The sequence below is a fragment of the Pseudomonas sp. NPDC087697 genome, from assembly GCF_044743155.1.
Taxonomy (GTDB): Bacteria; Pseudomonadota; Gammaproteobacteria; order Pseudomonadales; family Pseudomonadaceae; genus Aquipseudomonas.
Genome location: NZ_JBIUVW010000029.1, coordinates 22,134 through 38,291, shown reverse-complemented (window position 1 = coordinate 38,291; position 16,158 = coordinate 22,134). Strand labels below are relative to the sequence as shown.

The following is a 16,158-nucleotide window of genomic DNA, read 5'->3' as shown; positions in this document are numbered from 1 at the left end:
CTTACTGAAACGTTTCCGCAAATTGGAGACATCTATCGAAGAAAGCCCGTTACAGCCCCGGTAATGATCAGGAGGTTGGTTGCCAGGTGCCATCCGGGCAGGCAGCGCTGGCCAGGCATCTGCGGCCACCTTCTGCGTGAATCAACCGCCTTGCCGCGTCGAGTAAAGCGGTGCGGTCCAGTAGCAACACAGCCTGTTGCAACTGAAGGAGGTAATCCGATGAATGACCGCCCAGTTTGCCCTGCCACAGCAGTTCAAACGCCTGGACAAGCGGCATGGCATTGCCGTCGAGTTGTTCGGCCAGGACCTGTTGCTGATTGATCAACACTTCATCATTGAGCGCCGATATCAGCTCAGGCAGTTGGTTGAGGAAGAGCTCCACGTGTTCGAGCAGTTCTTTCTCCGACGTCTTTGGCGATTGCACGCCGAACAGCAAACCGGTTTGCCCGTTGATTTGTCGGACGCCACTGAACACCGCGTAGCCCAATTGCAGTTCGACCCGCAGGCGCTGGTAGAAGGGTGTTTGGCAGACATGGGCAAGCATTCGCCAGGCGGCCTCGTCGGCCAGTTCCTGAGTGGCTGTAGGGCAAAACAGCAGCAATGCGTGTTCGTTGACTGCGCTGGGCAGCTCGGACCAGAGACGTTGACCGGCAATAGACATCGGCGCTGTCATCTCGCTGTCGGGGATGCCGGGCGCTCGGCTCAAGGCGCGGGTGATTGCGGTTTGAGCGGTTGCCGGCAGACCTGCGGCCAGTCCATCCCAGCGTGCGCCGACCCAGTGTTGTTGCAGGTCATCAGGACCGGCTGGCTGCGACGTCGGACGCAAACTCTGTCCCAGACAATGCTCAGGAAGTGCTTTGAGCAATTGCCGAATCGCAATCATAGGCACAGGCGAGTCGCTGTTTTGCCAGGCATCGGCGGCGGGATTCGTCAGACACAGCAACGCCTGTTCGAGAATCACCGGCATCGACTCGTGCAGCCCGGTCATCTTCAGCAACCATTGGTTGCCCATTTCGCTGAAGGACAGCTCGACACCCGCCTGACTCGCGTCGTCGCACAGGCCTTGCAGACTGCGGGCTAGCGCCGCCTGAAGATTGGCTGACGGTGCCGAGTCGAGGCGCCAGCGCAGGCAAATCGCTGCTTCGCCGCTGTCGTCTGCCAGTGCCGGGCTGAACTGCATGGGCGAGCGTTCACGGCGCCCGCGCGTGCGATCCTGGGCAAACGTGCGCAAGCCCCGATGGGCGCTGGTTTGTCCGCGGATCAGCCCGGCCGGTGCCGGTGCATCGACCGAGCGCAGAAATGGGTTGAACGGCGGCAGTTGCCAAGCGACAGCCAGGTTATCCACAGGCGTCGGGTTCATTTGCTGCAATATGCTCTTGAGGACAATTACGCCCGACTCCGACAGCTCTGGTTCCAACTTCTCGCTATCCAGTCGGGCAAGCGCCAAGGCATTGCTGACCTGACGTTTTCGCTGTTGCAGCAGGGCATATTCTTCGCGCAATTCAGACCAATCGGCATGGTTGGCGAAGAAACCCAGCCAATCACCCAGTAGCTCACCGATTACCCCGGTCTGCGTTGTGGCGCTGGGCGTCAGGTTGAACTCGATGTGTAGCAGCGCTTGCCCGGCGAATTGGTACAGCGGCGCGGCCTTCAGGCTGTCGATCAATTGGCGATGGCGTAATTCGGCGAACAAGCCTCCCGGTTTCGACGCGTTCAGCCAGGTGCAGAGAAAGTCCAGCGTTTCACGGGATGCGTCAGGCAATGCTTCGAATGCAAACAGCAGGTTGAGTCGGTGTTCGTCAGCCTGTTGATAACTTGCCTCTGCGGTTGCCATCAAGGCGGGCGGGGCGCTTTGCGATTGCTGCTCACCGACGGTGAAGTCGGCGCTCAAGCGCTCGGCCAGGCTACGCAATTCATCCACAGACTGTGGACCGGCAAGGCTCAGAGTTATTTGGCCGGTCTGGTAGAAACGCTGATAGAACGCGTTTAACGCCTGCTGAAACTCAGGCTGCTGCACCACCAGGCTGTCGCGATTACCGGCGTGGAAACCGCGCAAGGGGTGATTGGATGAAAGTCCGTTGAACAGTGCGACCTGTCGCTGTGCCTCAACATCCTGAGACCAGGCGATGAATTCCGCTTCCAGTACTTCCCGTTCGCGCAACTGATCGTCCGGATTCAGACGTGGGTGGGCGAGCATGTCGCACAAACGCTCAAGCCCACCGGCGAAGGCCTGAGGCGGTAATTCGAAGAAGAAGTCGGTGGTGCGCTCGCGGGTAGTCGCGTTCAGTTGCCCGCCATGACGTTGCACGTAGGCCATCAACCCATGGTCAGCAGGAAAGCGTTCGGTGCCGAGAAAGAACAAGTGTTCAAGAAAGTGCGCCAGCCCTGGCCAGGCCAGCGGGGCGTCGTGGCTGCCGGCGGCAACCCGTAAGGCAGCGGCGCAGCGTTTCAAACCGGGCGCATGACGAAGTGAAACCCGCAGGCCGTTGGCCAGGGTTTCGGTGTGAGGGAGAAGATGGGTCGGCGCAGGCATGAGCACTTCCGCTACTTGAGAAGCGCTCATGCTAGCGAAAACCAGGGATCAGCGCTTGTTCAGCACACCGTAGAGCTCTGGCCGACGATCAAGAAAGTAGCGATTGGCGGCGCGCGAATCGAGCATTAGCTGCCGATCCAGCGTGCCAACGATCAGCGCTTCATCCAGGCCGGCCTGGGCGATGCGACTGCCATCCGGCGCTGCGATGCTGCTCTGACCGCAGTAATGGATCTCGCCCTCGTGCCCGCAGTAATTGGTGTACGCCACGTAACACTGATTCTCGAAGGCCCGCGAGCGCACGGTGACATCGGCGATGAAGTCGTAAGGAATCATGTTCGCCGTCGGCACCAGAATCAGCTCGGCACCCGCTAAAGCCAGACGCCGGGCGTTTTCCGGGAACTCCAGGTCGTAGCAGATCAAAAAGCCGAGCTTCCAGCCGTTCAGCTCCACCAAGGGAAACTCATCCGGCCCGACGCTGAACATCGAGTGATCGAGTTCACCGAACAAGTGGGTCTTGCGGTAGTTGGCCAGGCGCTGGCCCTGGCTGTCGATCAACTGCACGGCGTTGTAGATCTGCCCATCCTCGGCGCGTTCCGGGTAGCCATACACAATGGCAATGCCGCAGGATTTGGCGATGCTCGCAATGTGCTGCGCGGATGCTCCGTCTTGCGCCTCCGCCAATGCGCCAACCGCTTCGGCGCCGATGTTGTAGCCGGTCAGAAACATCTCCGGGAACACCAGCAGATCGGCGCCCGAGGCTTGCGTCGCGAGCTGTTGCAGGCGTTGCAGATTGCCGGCAACGTCGAGCGGCAGCGGCGGGCATTGGTAGAGAGCTACGCGCATTTTGGACTCCTCTTACTCGGGCAGGGCAATCGGGCCGATTTCATGGAACACATCGCCCGGGCCAGGGTTTTCGGCGTGGGTTTCGCCGCCGAAGTGATTCATGATGCCCCATACCGCGTTGAGCGAGGTCTGTACTGCACCTTCGACCCACGCCGGCGTCCACGAAACGTCGTCGCCAGCGATAAAAATCCCACGCTGTTCCGCAGGCATGTCCTGCTGCATGAAGTGCGCGTACATCCGCTGGTTGTAGCGATAGTGGCCGGGCAGGGCGCCTTTGAACGCACCCAGGAAATGCGGGTCGGCTTCCCAGGACACGGTAATCGGGTCACCGATGATGCGCGCAGCGATATCGACTTTTGGATAGATTTTCTTCAGTGCATCCAGTGCCAGCTTCACGCGTTTTTCGATCGGTTGCGGGAGCATTTTCAGCGCGTCGCTCATCCACGAGTACGACAGGCAAATCACTCCAGGCTTGTCGTCGCCGTTGTCGAAAAGGTACGTGCCGCGAGTCAGGCGATCGGTGAGGGTCATGCTCATCAGGTCGCGACCGGTTTCCGGGTCTTTGTCTTTCCAGAACGGCCGGTCGACCATCACGAAGGTTTTCGACGATTGCATGTAGCGGGTGCGGTCCAGAGCCATCCACATTTTTTGCGAGAACAGCGACTCTTCGCACTCGATCTGCGTGGTCAGCAGCCAGCTCTGGCAGGTGGTCAGCACGGCGGCGTATTCGCGGGTGTCACCCCAGTTGTCGGTCACGCTGAAACGGCCATCGGCGGCGTGCGCGATGCGTTTGACCCCGGTGCGCGGCGCGCCGTTGTGCAGGGAACTCAGGCTGGTGCCTTGCGGCCAGTGAGCGCAGCGTTCCGGCACATGGCGCCAGATGCCCAGCGGCACCTGTTCCACGCCACCGACCACCAGGTGCTGGTGATCGTCGCAGTTGGTCATCACCACGCGGAAAATTTCCAGCATCGAGTTTGGGAAGTCAGAATCCCAGCCGCCGGTGCCGAAACCGACCTGGCCAAACACTTCGCGGTGATGGAACGACAGCTTGGCGAAGGCTTTGGAGGTGGCAACGAAGTCGTAGAAGGTCCGGTCATCCCACAGCGGAACGAGGGTGTTCCACAACTCTTTGAGGCGTGGCACGTCGCGGTCGCGGATCGCTTGCTGGATCTCGCCAAAGCGCGAGCCGTCTTCCAGTGCATCAGCCCAGGCGTCGGCGACTTCCTGGAACAGTGCAGGAAGGTCCGCGAGTTTCTGTGCGTAATGGGTCTGGCCTTCCAGATCGATGACGGTACTGCCGGAAGCAGGCGTCAGCGGGTTAGGGAAAGGCTTGGTCTCAAGGCCGAGCTTGTCGACATAGTGATAGAACGCCGTGGACGATACCGGGAAGCGCATACCGCCTAACTCGGCGATGATTCCTTCTGCGCCTTCGAAGGCCTGGGAGCGCAAGCGGCCGCCCATTTTCGAGGCTTCGTAGACGACTGGTTTCAGGCCCAGTTTCATCAGCTCGTAAGCGGCCACCAGGCCTGCGATACCGGCGCCGACAATTGCCACTTCCGCGCCGTGGTTGTGCGCGGGGATGCTGCCCAGGCCGGCCGGGTGTTCGATCCAGTCGTCAAAGGCGAAAGGAAAGTCCGGGCCGAAGATGGTGACTGGTTTTTTACCGTCTGCAGGATGGCGATTGTTCTTGTTCATGGCTGACCTTGCTGGCGACTCGCACTCGGTGCTGAGTATAGGAAAAGACTGTCGCCATTCTAGGGAGCGTAGAGCACGATAATAAGACGCAATGTGTCGTCGTTATGCATGTTGTTGATGCGATATGACGAACAGATCGATCAAACTGGCTGGCCGCGATCAATCTTGCTGCTGAGGATGATCGAGGTGGTGGTTTTTTCTACGCCGTCGACGCTGCCGATTTGATCGAGCAACTGGTCGAGCTGTTCCGGTGAATCAGTACGCAGCCAGGCCACGTAATCGAATTCGCCACTGACCGCACACAACTGCTGGACCTGCGCCATGGCGCTGAGCCGACGCAGCACTTCCTTGCCGGAACGTGGTTGTACGGTGATCCCGACATATGCCTGCAAACCGCCATCGACTACCCGCTGCCCTAGCCGCACACCGTAACCGGTAATCACCCGAGCCTTCTCCAGCCGCGCCAGGCGTGACGTCACGGTAGTGCGCGCAATTCCCAATTGTCGGGCGAGCATGGCCACACTTTCACGGGCGTTGATCTGCAAGGCTGCGATCAGTTGGCGGTCGATTTCGTCGAGGACGGGAGGGCGGGTATCAGGCAAGGTCATCTCCGGCGGCACGTTGCGGTGGGGGAGCATGTTACACGTTCGCCAGACACACAAAAGCCGCGCAATGCGCGGCTTTGAGTTTGGTGGGCCCACACGGACTTGAACCGTGGACCAAAGGATTATGAGTCCTCTGCTCTAACCAACTGAGCTATAGGCCCTCAGTAGGCCGCGGATTATAGCGACGGTTTCTCGGCTGTGCTATCCGAAAAGTCTGAAACTGCGATACGAAGAAAGGTTGCGGCGAATTCGTCGGCGGGTAGGGGCAGGCTGACGATGTAGCCCTGGATCTGTTCGCAGCCTTCGGCAGTCAGGAATTGCTGCTGCGCCTGGGTTTCAACGCCTTCGGCAATGATCGTGAATTGCATGCTGCGGCCCAGGGCGATGATTGCGCGGACGATGGCGACATCGTGTGGATCATCCGGCAGGCCGCGGACAAACGATTGGTCGATTTTCAGGAAGTCCAGAGGCAGGCGCTTGAGGTAGCTCAGCGAGGAATAGCCGGTGCCAAAGTCGTCGATGGCCAGTTGCACGCCTAGCCGTTTGAGCTGGTGCAGGACTTCAAGCGCCTCTTCGGCCTGGCTCATGATGAAGTTTTCGGTGATTTCCAGTTGCAGGAGGCCGGGTTTGAGGCGGTTGTCCTTGAGCAACTGTTCAATGCGGCCCAGCAGGTTCTGCTGGCGCAGCTGCGCGCCGGCGAGGTTGACCGACAGCGGGCCGAAACCTTCATAGCGCTTGTTCCATTCATGCATCTGCAGGCAGGCCTGTTCCAGCACCCAGTCACCGATTTGCAGGATCATGCCGTTTTCTTCGGCCAGCGGGATGAAGTGCTCGGGCGGCACGTCGCCGAAGGCTGGATGACGCCAGCGAATCAGAGCTTCTGCGCCTACCAGGCGTGGATGGTTGAGGCTGATTTTCGGTTGATAGAACAGTGACAGCTCATTGCGCTCGATGGCGCGGCGCAGTTCATGTTCCAGTGCGACTCGTTCGCTGGCCTGGGCAGTGAGGTCGCGGGTATAGCTTTCAACCCGATTGCGGCCTTTGGCTTTGGAGCGGTACATCGCGGCATCGGCGTTTTTGACCAGCGTAGCGACGTCGCTGCCGTCCTTGGGGTAGAGGCTGGTGCCGATGCTGGCACTGATGAAGAACTCGTGCTCGCCCGCCTGGAAGGGCGCTGTGAAGCAGTTCAGCAGCTTGTTGGCGATATTGTCGGCGTCGCTGGCTTGCTGCAAGCCCGGCAGCAGGATGATGAACTCGTCACCCCCCAGTCGCGCCACAGTATCGATGTCCCGAAGTTGCTCTTTGAGTCGCACCGCGATGCCTTTGAGCAGCAGGTCGCCGACCGGATGACCAAGGCTGTCGTTGATGTGCTTGAAGCGGTCGAGGTCCAGGAACAGCACTGCGCCCTGGCCACCATTTTCTTGCTGGCTGTTGAGTGCGGTCAGCAGCCGGTTTTCGAACAGCGTCCGGTTCGGCAGCCCGGTCAACGGGTCGTGGTGGGCCTGATAGTCGAGTTTGGCCTGGGCATGCTTGAGGCTCGAGATGTCAGCAAATACCGCAACGAAGTGGGTGATGAACCGGTCTTTGTTGCGCACCGCGCTGATCGTCAGCCAGCTGGGGTACAGCTCGCCATTCTTGCGCCGGTTGGAAATCTCGCCCTGCCAATGCCCTTCGGCGGTCAGTTGATGCCACATCGCTGCGTAAAAGGCGCTGTCATGCAGGCCCGAGGCGAGCAGCCGGGGAGTGTGGCCCAGGGCTTCGGTTTCGCTGTAACCGGTGATCTCGGTAAACGCGCGGTTGACGGCGCTGATGTGCTGTTGGGTGTCGGTGATCAACACACCCTCTGCAGTGCTCTCGAATACCGTGGCGGCCTGTTGCAGTTTTTCCTGCATCAGATGCCGCTCGGTGATGTCCCGGGCGATGGTCAGCATGCAATCTTCATCGCCAATCGGCAGCGGCCGGCTGGACATCTCGCAGAGGCGGATTTGCCCGTCGTTGCGGCGGATATGGCAACTGAAGTCACGTACGAAACCATCGCGTTTCAACAGGTCGAGCATCTGTCTGCGTTCATTCAGGTTGACCCAGATACCGAGGTCGAGGGTCGAGCGGTCCAGCGACATCGCGCTATTGAAGCCGGTGATGCGGCTGAAGCCTTCGTTGACCTCGATCAGCAGGCCGTCACTCACGCGTGACAGCAATAAGCCGTCAGGGGAGGCATGGAAGGCTTTGGCGAATTTTTCTTCGGAGGTTTGCAGTTGCTGTTGGGTTTCTTTGAGCTGGCTGATGTCGCGCACCACCACGACCAGTGCCGGGGTGGTGTCGAGTTCGAAGGGTTCTGCGGAGATCAGGCCAGTGAACACCTGGCCATTGCTGCGACGAAAGGGCATCTCCAGGTTGCGAATGCTGCCAGCCTGTAACCGATGCAAGAGGCCAGGGCCGACGTCTGGTATGCCCCAGATGTTCAGCTCGGTGGCGGTCTGTCCGATCACGTCTTCGGCGCTGAGGCCGATTTGATCTTCGAACGCTTCGTTGACTTCCAGCAGGCAACCGTCAGACAGGCGTGCAATGACCAGAATGTCCGGGCACTGCTGGAACACCGAGGCAAACTTCTGCTCGGAGAGGCGCAAGGCTTCTTCGGTTCTTTTGGCTTCGCTGATGTCGATCATCAGCCCACGCAATATTGGTTCATGGCCGTGTTCGATCAGGCTGACAATGTCGCGTACCCAGAGGCAGCGCCCATCCGCAGTGATTACCCGGTAGTCGAGGCTGTGATCGCGCCCGGCGAGCACTTCGTGATCGCAAAATGCCTGGGCACGTGTGAGGTCGGCGGGGTGGATGATGTTGCGCCAGAAGCCCGGAATCAGCCAATGGGACAGGGGGTAACCGAGCAGGTCTTCGGCATGGGGTGACACGTAGCTGTACGTAAAATCGCTGATTCGTGCTTCCCAGGCAATCGCCGAAAGGCTCTCCACCAGCCCGCGGTAATGGTATTCGCTGGTGCGCAGCTCTTGCTCCAGCGCGACCCGGCGGGAGATTTCCGAGCTCAAACGACGATTGATGCGGATCACCACGCCCAGCACGGTGACCAGCAGCAGTACGCCGGGCAGGCCGTAAACCAGCAGGTCGGACCAGAAGGTGCGGTGGTCGAGGACGTTTCCGACCCAATGTTCCTGGATGGCGCTGATTTCTCCCGGGCTCATGTCCGCCAGCACTTTATCCAGAATGCCGACCAGCATTTTCTCATCTCGCGGTACGCCCATCGCCAGTTGGTAGCGATAGGGCGTTTCGCCGCTGACGTAGAGCCCGTCCAGCTTGAGTTGCCGAAGGCTCCAGACGCTTGAGGCCAGATCGCCGACTACGGCGTCCACTTCGTCGGTGGCCAGTGCCTGCAAGGTTGAGCTGACATTCGGCATGGGGACCAGATTGAGGTCGGGATGGTTCGTGCGCAGCAGTTCATGGGGGGCGTAGTTTTCCACTACGGCGATTTTCAAGCCGTAAAGGTCCTCCAGCTTGTGCGGTTGTGCGCCTCCCACATGGGACAGGATGACGATCGGAAAGTCCAGGTAGGGCCGAGTGAACGAGAGGTAGTTCTGCCGTTCGGGCGTCGACATGACGCCGGGCAGCAGGTCCAGTTTGCCTTGTTTGGCCTGCGCCAGGACTTCGGTCCAGCTGACAGGCTCAATGGGCGTGACCTTGATCGACAGGCGTTCACGCACGATGTTGATGTAGTCAGCCGCGAGACCTTGATAGCGGCCTTGCTCATCACGAAACTCAAACGGTGGCCAAGAGGCGTCGACGCCCAGGCGTAGTTCCGGGTGAGCCGCAAGCCAGCCACGTTCTTCGTCGGTCAGAGTCAGCGCGCCAGCCGTTGCGGTCCAGGTCATCAGCAATAGCAAAAGCATGGCCGGTAGTCTGGGCATAACGGTCTCGTTATGGCTCGAGGGGAATGTTTCGAGTGTAGACGGGCTATGCGGGACGGGAGCGAAGCGAGGGGGATTTAATCTACAGAAAGCAAAACCCCCGGCAGGGCCGGGGGTTTTGTGATCACTCGTCGAGGAAGGAGCGCAAATGCTCGCTTCTCGTCGGGTGGCGCAGCTTGCGCAGCGCCTTGGCTTCGATCTGACGAATCCGCTCACGGGTAACGTCGAACTGCTTACCAACCTCCTCAAGGGTGTGGTCGGTATTCATGTCGATACCGAAGCGCATGCGCAGAACCTTGGCTTCACGGGCAGTGAGGCCGGAGAGAACTTCGCGAGTCGCTTCTTTAAGGCTCTCAACGGTAGCAACATCGATTGGCGACTGCATGGTCGAATCTTCGATGAAGTCACCCAGATGGGAGTCTTCGTCATCACCGATCGGGGTTTCCATGGAGATCGGCTCTTTAGCGATCTTCAATACCTTACGGATCTTGTCCTCAGGCATTTCCATGCGTTCGCCCAGCTCTTCCGGGGTCGGTTCACGACCCATTTCCTGCAACATCTGGCGGGAAATACGGTTGAGCTTGTTGATCGTCTCGATCATGTGCACCGGAATACGGATGGTGCGGGCCTGGTCGGCGATCGAGCGAGTGATCGCCTGACGGATCCACCAGGTGGCATAAGTCGAGAATTTGTAGCCGCGGCGGTATTCAAACTTGTCTACCGCTTTCATCAAACCAATGTTGCCTTCCTGGATCAGATCGAGGAATTGCAGGCCACGGTTGGTGTACTTCTTGGCGATGGAGATCACCAGACGCAAGTTCGCTTCGACCATCTCTTTCTTCGCACGGCGGGCCTTGGCCTCACCGATCGACATGCGACGGTTGATGTCCTTGATCTCGGCAATCTTCAAGCCGGTTTCGGCTTCAAGTGCGGTCAGCTTCTGCTGGCAACGAACGATGTCGGCCTGCAGGCGACCAATGGCTTCAGCGTATTTGCTTTTGCCTTTGGCCAGTGCTTCGGTCCAGCTTTCGTCAACTTCGTTGCCCGGGAACTGGCGCAGGAAGTCGGCACGCGGCATGCGTGCATCACGAACGCAGAGCTGCATGATCGCGCGCTCTTGCTGACGCAGACGATCCAGGGCGCTACGAACACGCTCAACCAGGCCTTCGAATTGCTTCGGAACCAGTTTGATCGGCATGAACAGCTCAGCCAGCGCCAACATCTCGGCAATTGCCTGCTTGTTTTCGCGACCGTGCTTTTTCAGCGCCTTGCGGGTGATTTCCATCTGATCGGCCACAGCGCCAAAACGCTGTGCTGCGATGACCGGATCCGGACCGCTTTCGGCTTCTTCTTCGTCGTCACTGGCTTCAGCATCGTCGTCTTCGGCATCGTCGTCCGCTTTCACGGCTTTCGGGTCGACAGGCGGCGGCACTTCTGCAGCAGGCGGCGCAATGCCGTCGTCCGGGTCGATATAACCGCTCAGGACATCGGACAGGCGGCCACCTTCGGTGGTGACGCGAGTGTACTCGGAGAGAATGTGGTCAACCGTGCCAGGGAAGTGCGCAATTGCGCCCATCACTTCACGGATGCCCTCTTCAATACGTTTGGCGATTTCAATTTCGCCTTCACGTGTGAGGAGTTCTACGGTACCCATTTCACGCATGTACATGCGCACAGGGTCGGTAGTGCGACCAATGTCGGTCTCAACCGCTGCCAACGCTGCAGCCGCTTCTTCCGCGGCAGCCTCGTCGGTATCGGCGTCGGCCAGCATAAGGGCGTCCGCATCCGGAGCACTCTCGTGTACGGGGATCCCCATGTCATTAATCATGCGGATGATGTCTTCCACCTGTTCCGGATCTGAAATATCCTCCGGCAGGTGGTCGTTGACCTCTGCGTAAGTCAGATACTTCTGCTCACGACCAAGGGTGATCAACTCTTTGATACGAGACTGCTGTTGCGCTTTTCCGGACATAACACCCTATCCACTGAAGGTCTTGGCGGGCAAAAAACAAGCCGAGGATTATACCTTAGCTATGACCTCACGCGCCACTTGAGGTCGGGTTTGATGCGGAAACATTGCGACTTAGGAGGTCGCGCAGTTGGTTTTTCTCTTCTGCACTCAATTCGCTTTGACGTGCTTTCCTGAGAAGTTGTTCCAGGTTTCGCTCGCGTTGGCGGGCTGACAAGCTAGTAATGGTGTCGAAAAACTGTTGTTCAAGGTTATCTCCGTCAATCAGCCACTCCTTTTCCGCCAGTGCCTTGAGCAGACGTCCTTGTTCGGTGCCATGCCAACGCGCAATCAACTGAAATGAGTTTAGCTTAGGATTCTTCTGCACGGCTTCGAGCAGTGCCACCAGCAATTGCGTGTTGGAGTGGTCCTCGGCAGCGAAGTGCCCGGCGTCTTCAACTTTTTCGGCCAGTTGCGGGTGGTGCAGCAAGGTGCGCAGGGCCGCCAGTGTTGGTGGCTCGACCGCGGCCGGGATGCGTGGGGCGCGAGGTTGATCGCGATCACCGCCACGTTTGCCTTTCTTGTCCCAGGGTTTGTTATCCCATTTCTTGCCGCCCGCGCCGGGTTTTTTCGGCGTCCACTCTTGCTGGGGCGCGTAGGCATCCTGCGGCTGGTGGTAGTCGGAATAGTCCGGCATCGCGTCGTAATCGATGCCTGGATCGTAGGCGGGCGGAGCATCCTGCGGTGCGCTGTGCACCAACTGACTGACGGCTTCACTATTAAGGCCGGTAATTTCGGTCAGGCGCTGGCGCATCAGGGTGCGCAGGTTGGCTCCCGGGACTTTGTCGATGAGCGGCGCGGCGAGGGTGGCCATGTGGGCCTTGCCTTCGAGCGAGCGCGGATCGGACTCCTCGATCAGTTTCTGAAAGAAATAATCTGCCAATGGCTGGGCGTGCTGATTGATTCGCGCGCGGAAGGCGTCGGTGCCCTCGGAGCGGATCAGCGTGTCCGGGTCTTCGCCTTCGGGCAGGAACAGGAAGCGCGCACGCCGTCCGTCTTGCAGGCTCGAAAGCGTTGACTCCAGAGCGCGCCATGCGGCGTTACGGCCGGCCTGGTCGCCGTCGAAGCAGAACAGCACGTTGGGCACGACGCGGAACAGTCGCTTCAAGTGTTCTTCGCTGGTGGCGGTGCCGAGCGTGGCGACGGCATTGCGCAAGCCTTGCTGGGCCAGGGCGATGACGTCCATGTAACCTTCGACGACGATGATTTCGTCGAGATTGCGGTTGTTTTTGCGCGCTTCATACAGGCCGTAGAGCTCCTGGCCTTTATGAAATACAGGGGTTTCCGGTGAGTTCAGGTATTTCGGTTTATCGTCGCCCAGTACCCGGCCGCCAAACGCGATGATGCGCCCGCGGCTGTCGCGAATCGGGAACATTACGCGGTCGCGAAAGCGGTCGTAGCGTTTGCCGGTTTCGGCGTTCTCGATCAGCAGACCGGCATCGATCATGGCTTTTTGTTGTAGGGTATCGTTGCTCAAGTGCTTGAACAGGTTATCCCAGCCCGGTGGCGCGAAGCCGAGGCCGAAATCGCGGGCGATCTCGCCGGTCAGGCCGCGACCCTTCAAGTAGTCGACAGCCGCTTTGCGCGCAGGATGGCTTTTCAGTGCCTGACGGTAAAAGTCTGCGGCGGCAGTCAGCAGTGGGTAAAGGGGCGAGTCGGTCGGTTGTCGCGGTTTGTGCGGGCGACCACTTTCCTCGCGGGGGATTTCCATGCCAGCGGCTTTGGCCAGTTCTTCGACGGCCTGGGGAAAGTCCAGGTTGTCGTGGTCCATGATGAAGCCGAGGGCATTGCCACCAGCGCCGCAGCCAAAGCAGTAATAGAATTGTTTGTCCGGGCTGACGCTGAAGGAGGGGGTTTTTTCTTTGTGGAACGGGCAGCAAGCGGTGTAGTTCTTGCCGGCTTTTTTCATTTGCAGGCGCGAGCTGACCACATCGACGATGTCGGTGCGGTTCAGAAGGTCGTCAATAAAGCTCTGGGGAATTAGCCCGGCCATGGCGTTCTCGTCATCACTGCGCTGAAAATTTAACCCGCGCGAAGGGCGGCCTGATGCTGGTCATTATTTTGAGGCGCGGCAGATGTGCGGCTCGACCAGGTATCGTCTGCGTATTCGCTGTCGGGAAGTGTATCTGCCGAAAATCCGCTGACGTTAGTGTTCATCGGTATTCGACTGTTTGAAAGTGTTGCGCTGAGTCCGCAATGGCCAATGAGAGGCCTCGGATAGCTCATAAGCGGGCACGCAAAATCGTGCCTTGGGCTGATCGTCGTGAGAGGAATCAGTAAAAGGTGTGCTCGTCAGTAGCCTTGGAAGGCTCGTCAGAAGAGACGTGCACCGCTGGCAAAAGAGCCAGGTCTGACGTGTGAAGCAGATTCGTCTCGGTCGCGTCTGCGGCTTTGACGGTGAAGCATCAAGCGATATCCGCAAATGCCATAAGCCCGGCTGAGGGCCGGGCTTGGCAGAAGCTTGCTACGAACGACTGTGTATTAGTACAGACGAACGGCGCGGCGCTGTTCGCGCTGAACTTTCTTGGCGTGACGCTTAACAGCGGCTGCTGCTTTACGCTTCCGCTCTGAAGTTGGCGTCTCGTAGAATTCGCGGCTCCGAACTTCAGCCAGTACACCGGCTTTTTCGCAGGAGCGCTTGAATCGACGCAGAGCTACGTCGAAGGGTTCGTTCTCTTTTACTTTGACGGCTGGCATCCAGAGCTACCTTCATTCATTACCGGGGTCAACATCCTCGCGGCAAAAGTGCACTTGAAGACGTCGGTTTTTAAGGGTTGCGGATGTTAACTCCTCATCGCTCGGAATGCAAAGCCTCTGATCGAAAACCGCTAGTCGGGGCATCGCATGGCGACTATTATGCGCGCCTTCGAATTTAGCCTAAACAAGGCGCAAACCCATGCTAGTACTGGGATTAGAAACCTCCTGCGACGAAACCGGTGTCGCACTTTACGACAGTGAAAGAGGCCTGCTGGCCGACGCGCTGTTCAGTCAGATCGACCTGCATCGCGCCTATGGTGGCGTGGTGCCGGAGCTGGCTTCGCGTGACCACGTCAAACGCATGCTGCCCTTGATTCGTCAGGTGTTGGCCGAAGCTGACTGCGTGCCGACCGAGATCGACGCCATCGCCTACACCGCGGGTCCTGGCCTGGTTGGTGCCTTGCTGGTGGGGGCTTCCTGCGCTCAGGCGCTGGCATTTGCCTGGGGCATTCCTGCCTTGGGTGTGCACCACATGGAAGGCCACTTGCTGGCGCCGATGCTGGAGCCGCAACCACCTGAATTTCCGTTCGTCGCTTTGTTGGTGTCCGGTGGTCATACGCAGCTGGTTCGGGTCGACGGTATCGGCCAATACGAGTTGTTGGGCGAGACGCTCGATGACGCTGCCGGTGAGGCGTTCGACAAGACTGCGAAGATGATGGGCCTCAATTACCCTGGCGGTCCGGAAATCGCACGACTGGCTGCGCAAGGCGTTGCCGGACGTTTCGTGTTCCCGCGTCCGATGTGTGATCGGCCGGGCCTGGATTTCAGTTTCAGCGGCTTGAAAACCTTTGCCTTGAACACATGGCAGCAGTGCGTCAGCGCCGGGGACGACGGCGAACAAACCCGCAGCGACATCTCGCTGGCCTTCCAGCAGGCGGTGGTGGAGACTTTGACCATCAAATGCAAGCGCGCCCTGAAGCAAGCGGGTCTCAAGCGTCTGGTGATCGCTGGCGGCGTCAGCGCCAACAAGGCTTTGCGCATTTCCCTGGAGAAAATGCTCGGCGACATGAAGGGCGACGTTTACTACGCACGTCCGGAGTTCTGCACCGATAACGGCGCGATGATCGCTTTTGCCGGATGTCAGCGGCTACAGGCCGGTCAGCAGGAAAGCCTGGCGATCAGTGTGCAGGCGCGCTGGCCGATGGAGCAGCTGTCGCCGTTGTAAAGACCGATGAGTTTGGGGCGTACTCGGCAACAATATTTAAAAATGCCGTTCGCGCCCGGCAAACAGGTCGCGTAGATTGCCGCGATGGCGCCAGACGATCAGCGCTGTCAGGGCGCTCATGGGCAGCAATGCTCCCGGCTCCTGCCAGGCCAGCAGTGGCAAGGTCAGGGGCGTGGCGATCAGGGCGGCCAGCGAGCTGGTGCGGGTGAGGTAGAAGGTCAGTAGCCAGGCGCCAAGAGCCAGAAGCGCTGCCGGAGGATAAAGCCCCAGCAGCATGCCGGCGGCCGTTGCAACACCTTTGCCGCCGCGAAAGCGGAAGTACAGCGGAAACAGATGACCGATGACGGCATAGACGCCGACCCAAGCCTGTTGCTGTACCGAGAGCCCCGCAAGCCCTGCGATCAAAACGGGTAGCAGGCCTTTGCAGAGGTCGCCGAACAAGGTCAGGACCGCGAGTTTTTTGCCGGCCAGGCGTAACATGTTGGTGGCGCCGGCATTACCCGAGCCACTCATTCGCGGATCGGGGCTTCCGGTCAGGCGGCTGAGCAAAATGGCAAAGGACAGAGAGCCAAGCAGGTAGGCGAGGATCGCCAGTAACCAAAACATGCTAACTATTCCGGGCGAGGACGCCC

10 protein-coding genes and 1 tRNA gene are annotated in these 16,158 nt (G+C 59.3%); 1 reads left to right on the top strand and 10 read right to left on the bottom strand.

Annotated features, from left to right (window positions below; translation table 11 throughout):
• Positions 1-67 precede the first annotated feature (67 nt).
• From pqqF to rpsU, 9 genes are all read right to left on the bottom strand, one after another.
• Positions 68-2,533 carry a pyrroloquinoline quinone biosynthesis protein PqqF gene (pqqF, locus tag ACIPIN_RS19005; RefSeq protein WP_401120948.1) on the bottom strand — a complete coding sequence of 822 codons (2,466 nt, stop codon included), beginning with the start codon at positions 2,531-2,533 and terminating at the stop codon, positions 68-70.
• A 48-nt stretch (positions 2,534-2,581) separates the two neighbouring features.
• A complete protein-coding gene (locus ACIPIN_RS19000) occupies positions 2,582-3,376 on the bottom strand; it encodes a carbon-nitrogen hydrolase family protein (RefSeq protein ID WP_401120905.1) in 795 nt (264 codons plus the stop codon).
• A gap of 12 nt (positions 3,377-3,388) precedes the next feature.
• Complete coding sequence (locus ACIPIN_RS18995; protein ID WP_123426559.1) at positions 3,389-5,071, bottom strand: NAD(P)/FAD-dependent oxidoreductase; 1,683 nt, start codon at positions 5,069-5,071, stop codon at positions 3,389-3,391.
• 140 nt (positions 5,072-5,211) lie between these two features.
• Positions 5,212-5,673, bottom strand: coding sequence for an Lrp/AsnC family transcriptional regulator (locus tag ACIPIN_RS18990; RefSeq protein WP_008067391.1), 462 nt, complete (start codon positions 5,671-5,673; stop codon positions 5,212-5,214).
• An 87-nt stretch (positions 5,674-5,760) separates the two neighbouring features.
• Positions 5,761-5,837 (bottom strand) — tRNA-Ile (locus ACIPIN_RS18985).
• A 15-nt stretch (positions 5,838-5,852) separates the two neighbouring features.
• Entirely contained in the window at positions 5,853-9,596 is a 3,744-nt protein-coding gene (locus ACIPIN_RS18980) for a bifunctional diguanylate cyclase/phosphodiesterase (RefSeq protein ID WP_401120903.1), read from the bottom strand.
• 124 nt (positions 9,597-9,720) lie between these two features.
• Positions 9,721-11,568 carry an RNA polymerase sigma factor RpoD gene (gene rpoD, locus ACIPIN_RS18975; protein WP_262112869.1) on the bottom strand — a complete coding sequence of 616 codons (1,848 nt, stop codon included), beginning with the start codon at positions 11,566-11,568 and terminating at the stop codon, positions 9,721-9,723.
• A 67-nt stretch (positions 11,569-11,635) separates the two neighbouring features.
• Positions 11,636-13,597, bottom strand: coding sequence for a DNA primase (gene dnaG, locus ACIPIN_RS18970; RefSeq protein ID WP_401120901.1), 1,962 nt, complete (start codon positions 13,595-13,597; stop codon positions 11,636-11,638).
• A gap of 488 nt (positions 13,598-14,085) precedes the next feature.
• Positions 14,086-14,301, bottom strand: coding sequence for a 30S ribosomal protein S21 (gene rpsU / locus ACIPIN_RS18965; RefSeq protein ID WP_401120900.1), 216 nt, complete (start codon positions 14,299-14,301; stop codon positions 14,086-14,088).
• A 199-nt stretch (positions 14,302-14,500) separates the two neighbouring features.
• Between rpsU and tsaD the strand changes: the two genes are divergently transcribed.
• Complete coding sequence (gene tsaD / locus ACIPIN_RS18960) at positions 14,501-15,526, top strand: tRNA (adenosine(37)-N6)-threonylcarbamoyltransferase complex transferase subunit TsaD (RefSeq protein WP_401120899.1); 1,026 nt, start codon at positions 14,501-14,503, stop codon at positions 15,524-15,526.
• A gap of 36 nt (positions 15,527-15,562) precedes the next feature.
• On the opposite strand, the gene plsY is transcribed toward tsaD, so the two are convergent.
• Positions 15,563-16,132, bottom strand: coding sequence for a glycerol-3-phosphate 1-O-acyltransferase PlsY (gene plsY / locus ACIPIN_RS18955; protein WP_401120897.1), 570 nt, complete (start codon positions 16,130-16,132; stop codon positions 15,563-15,565).
• Positions 16,133-16,158 lie beyond the last annotated feature (26 nt).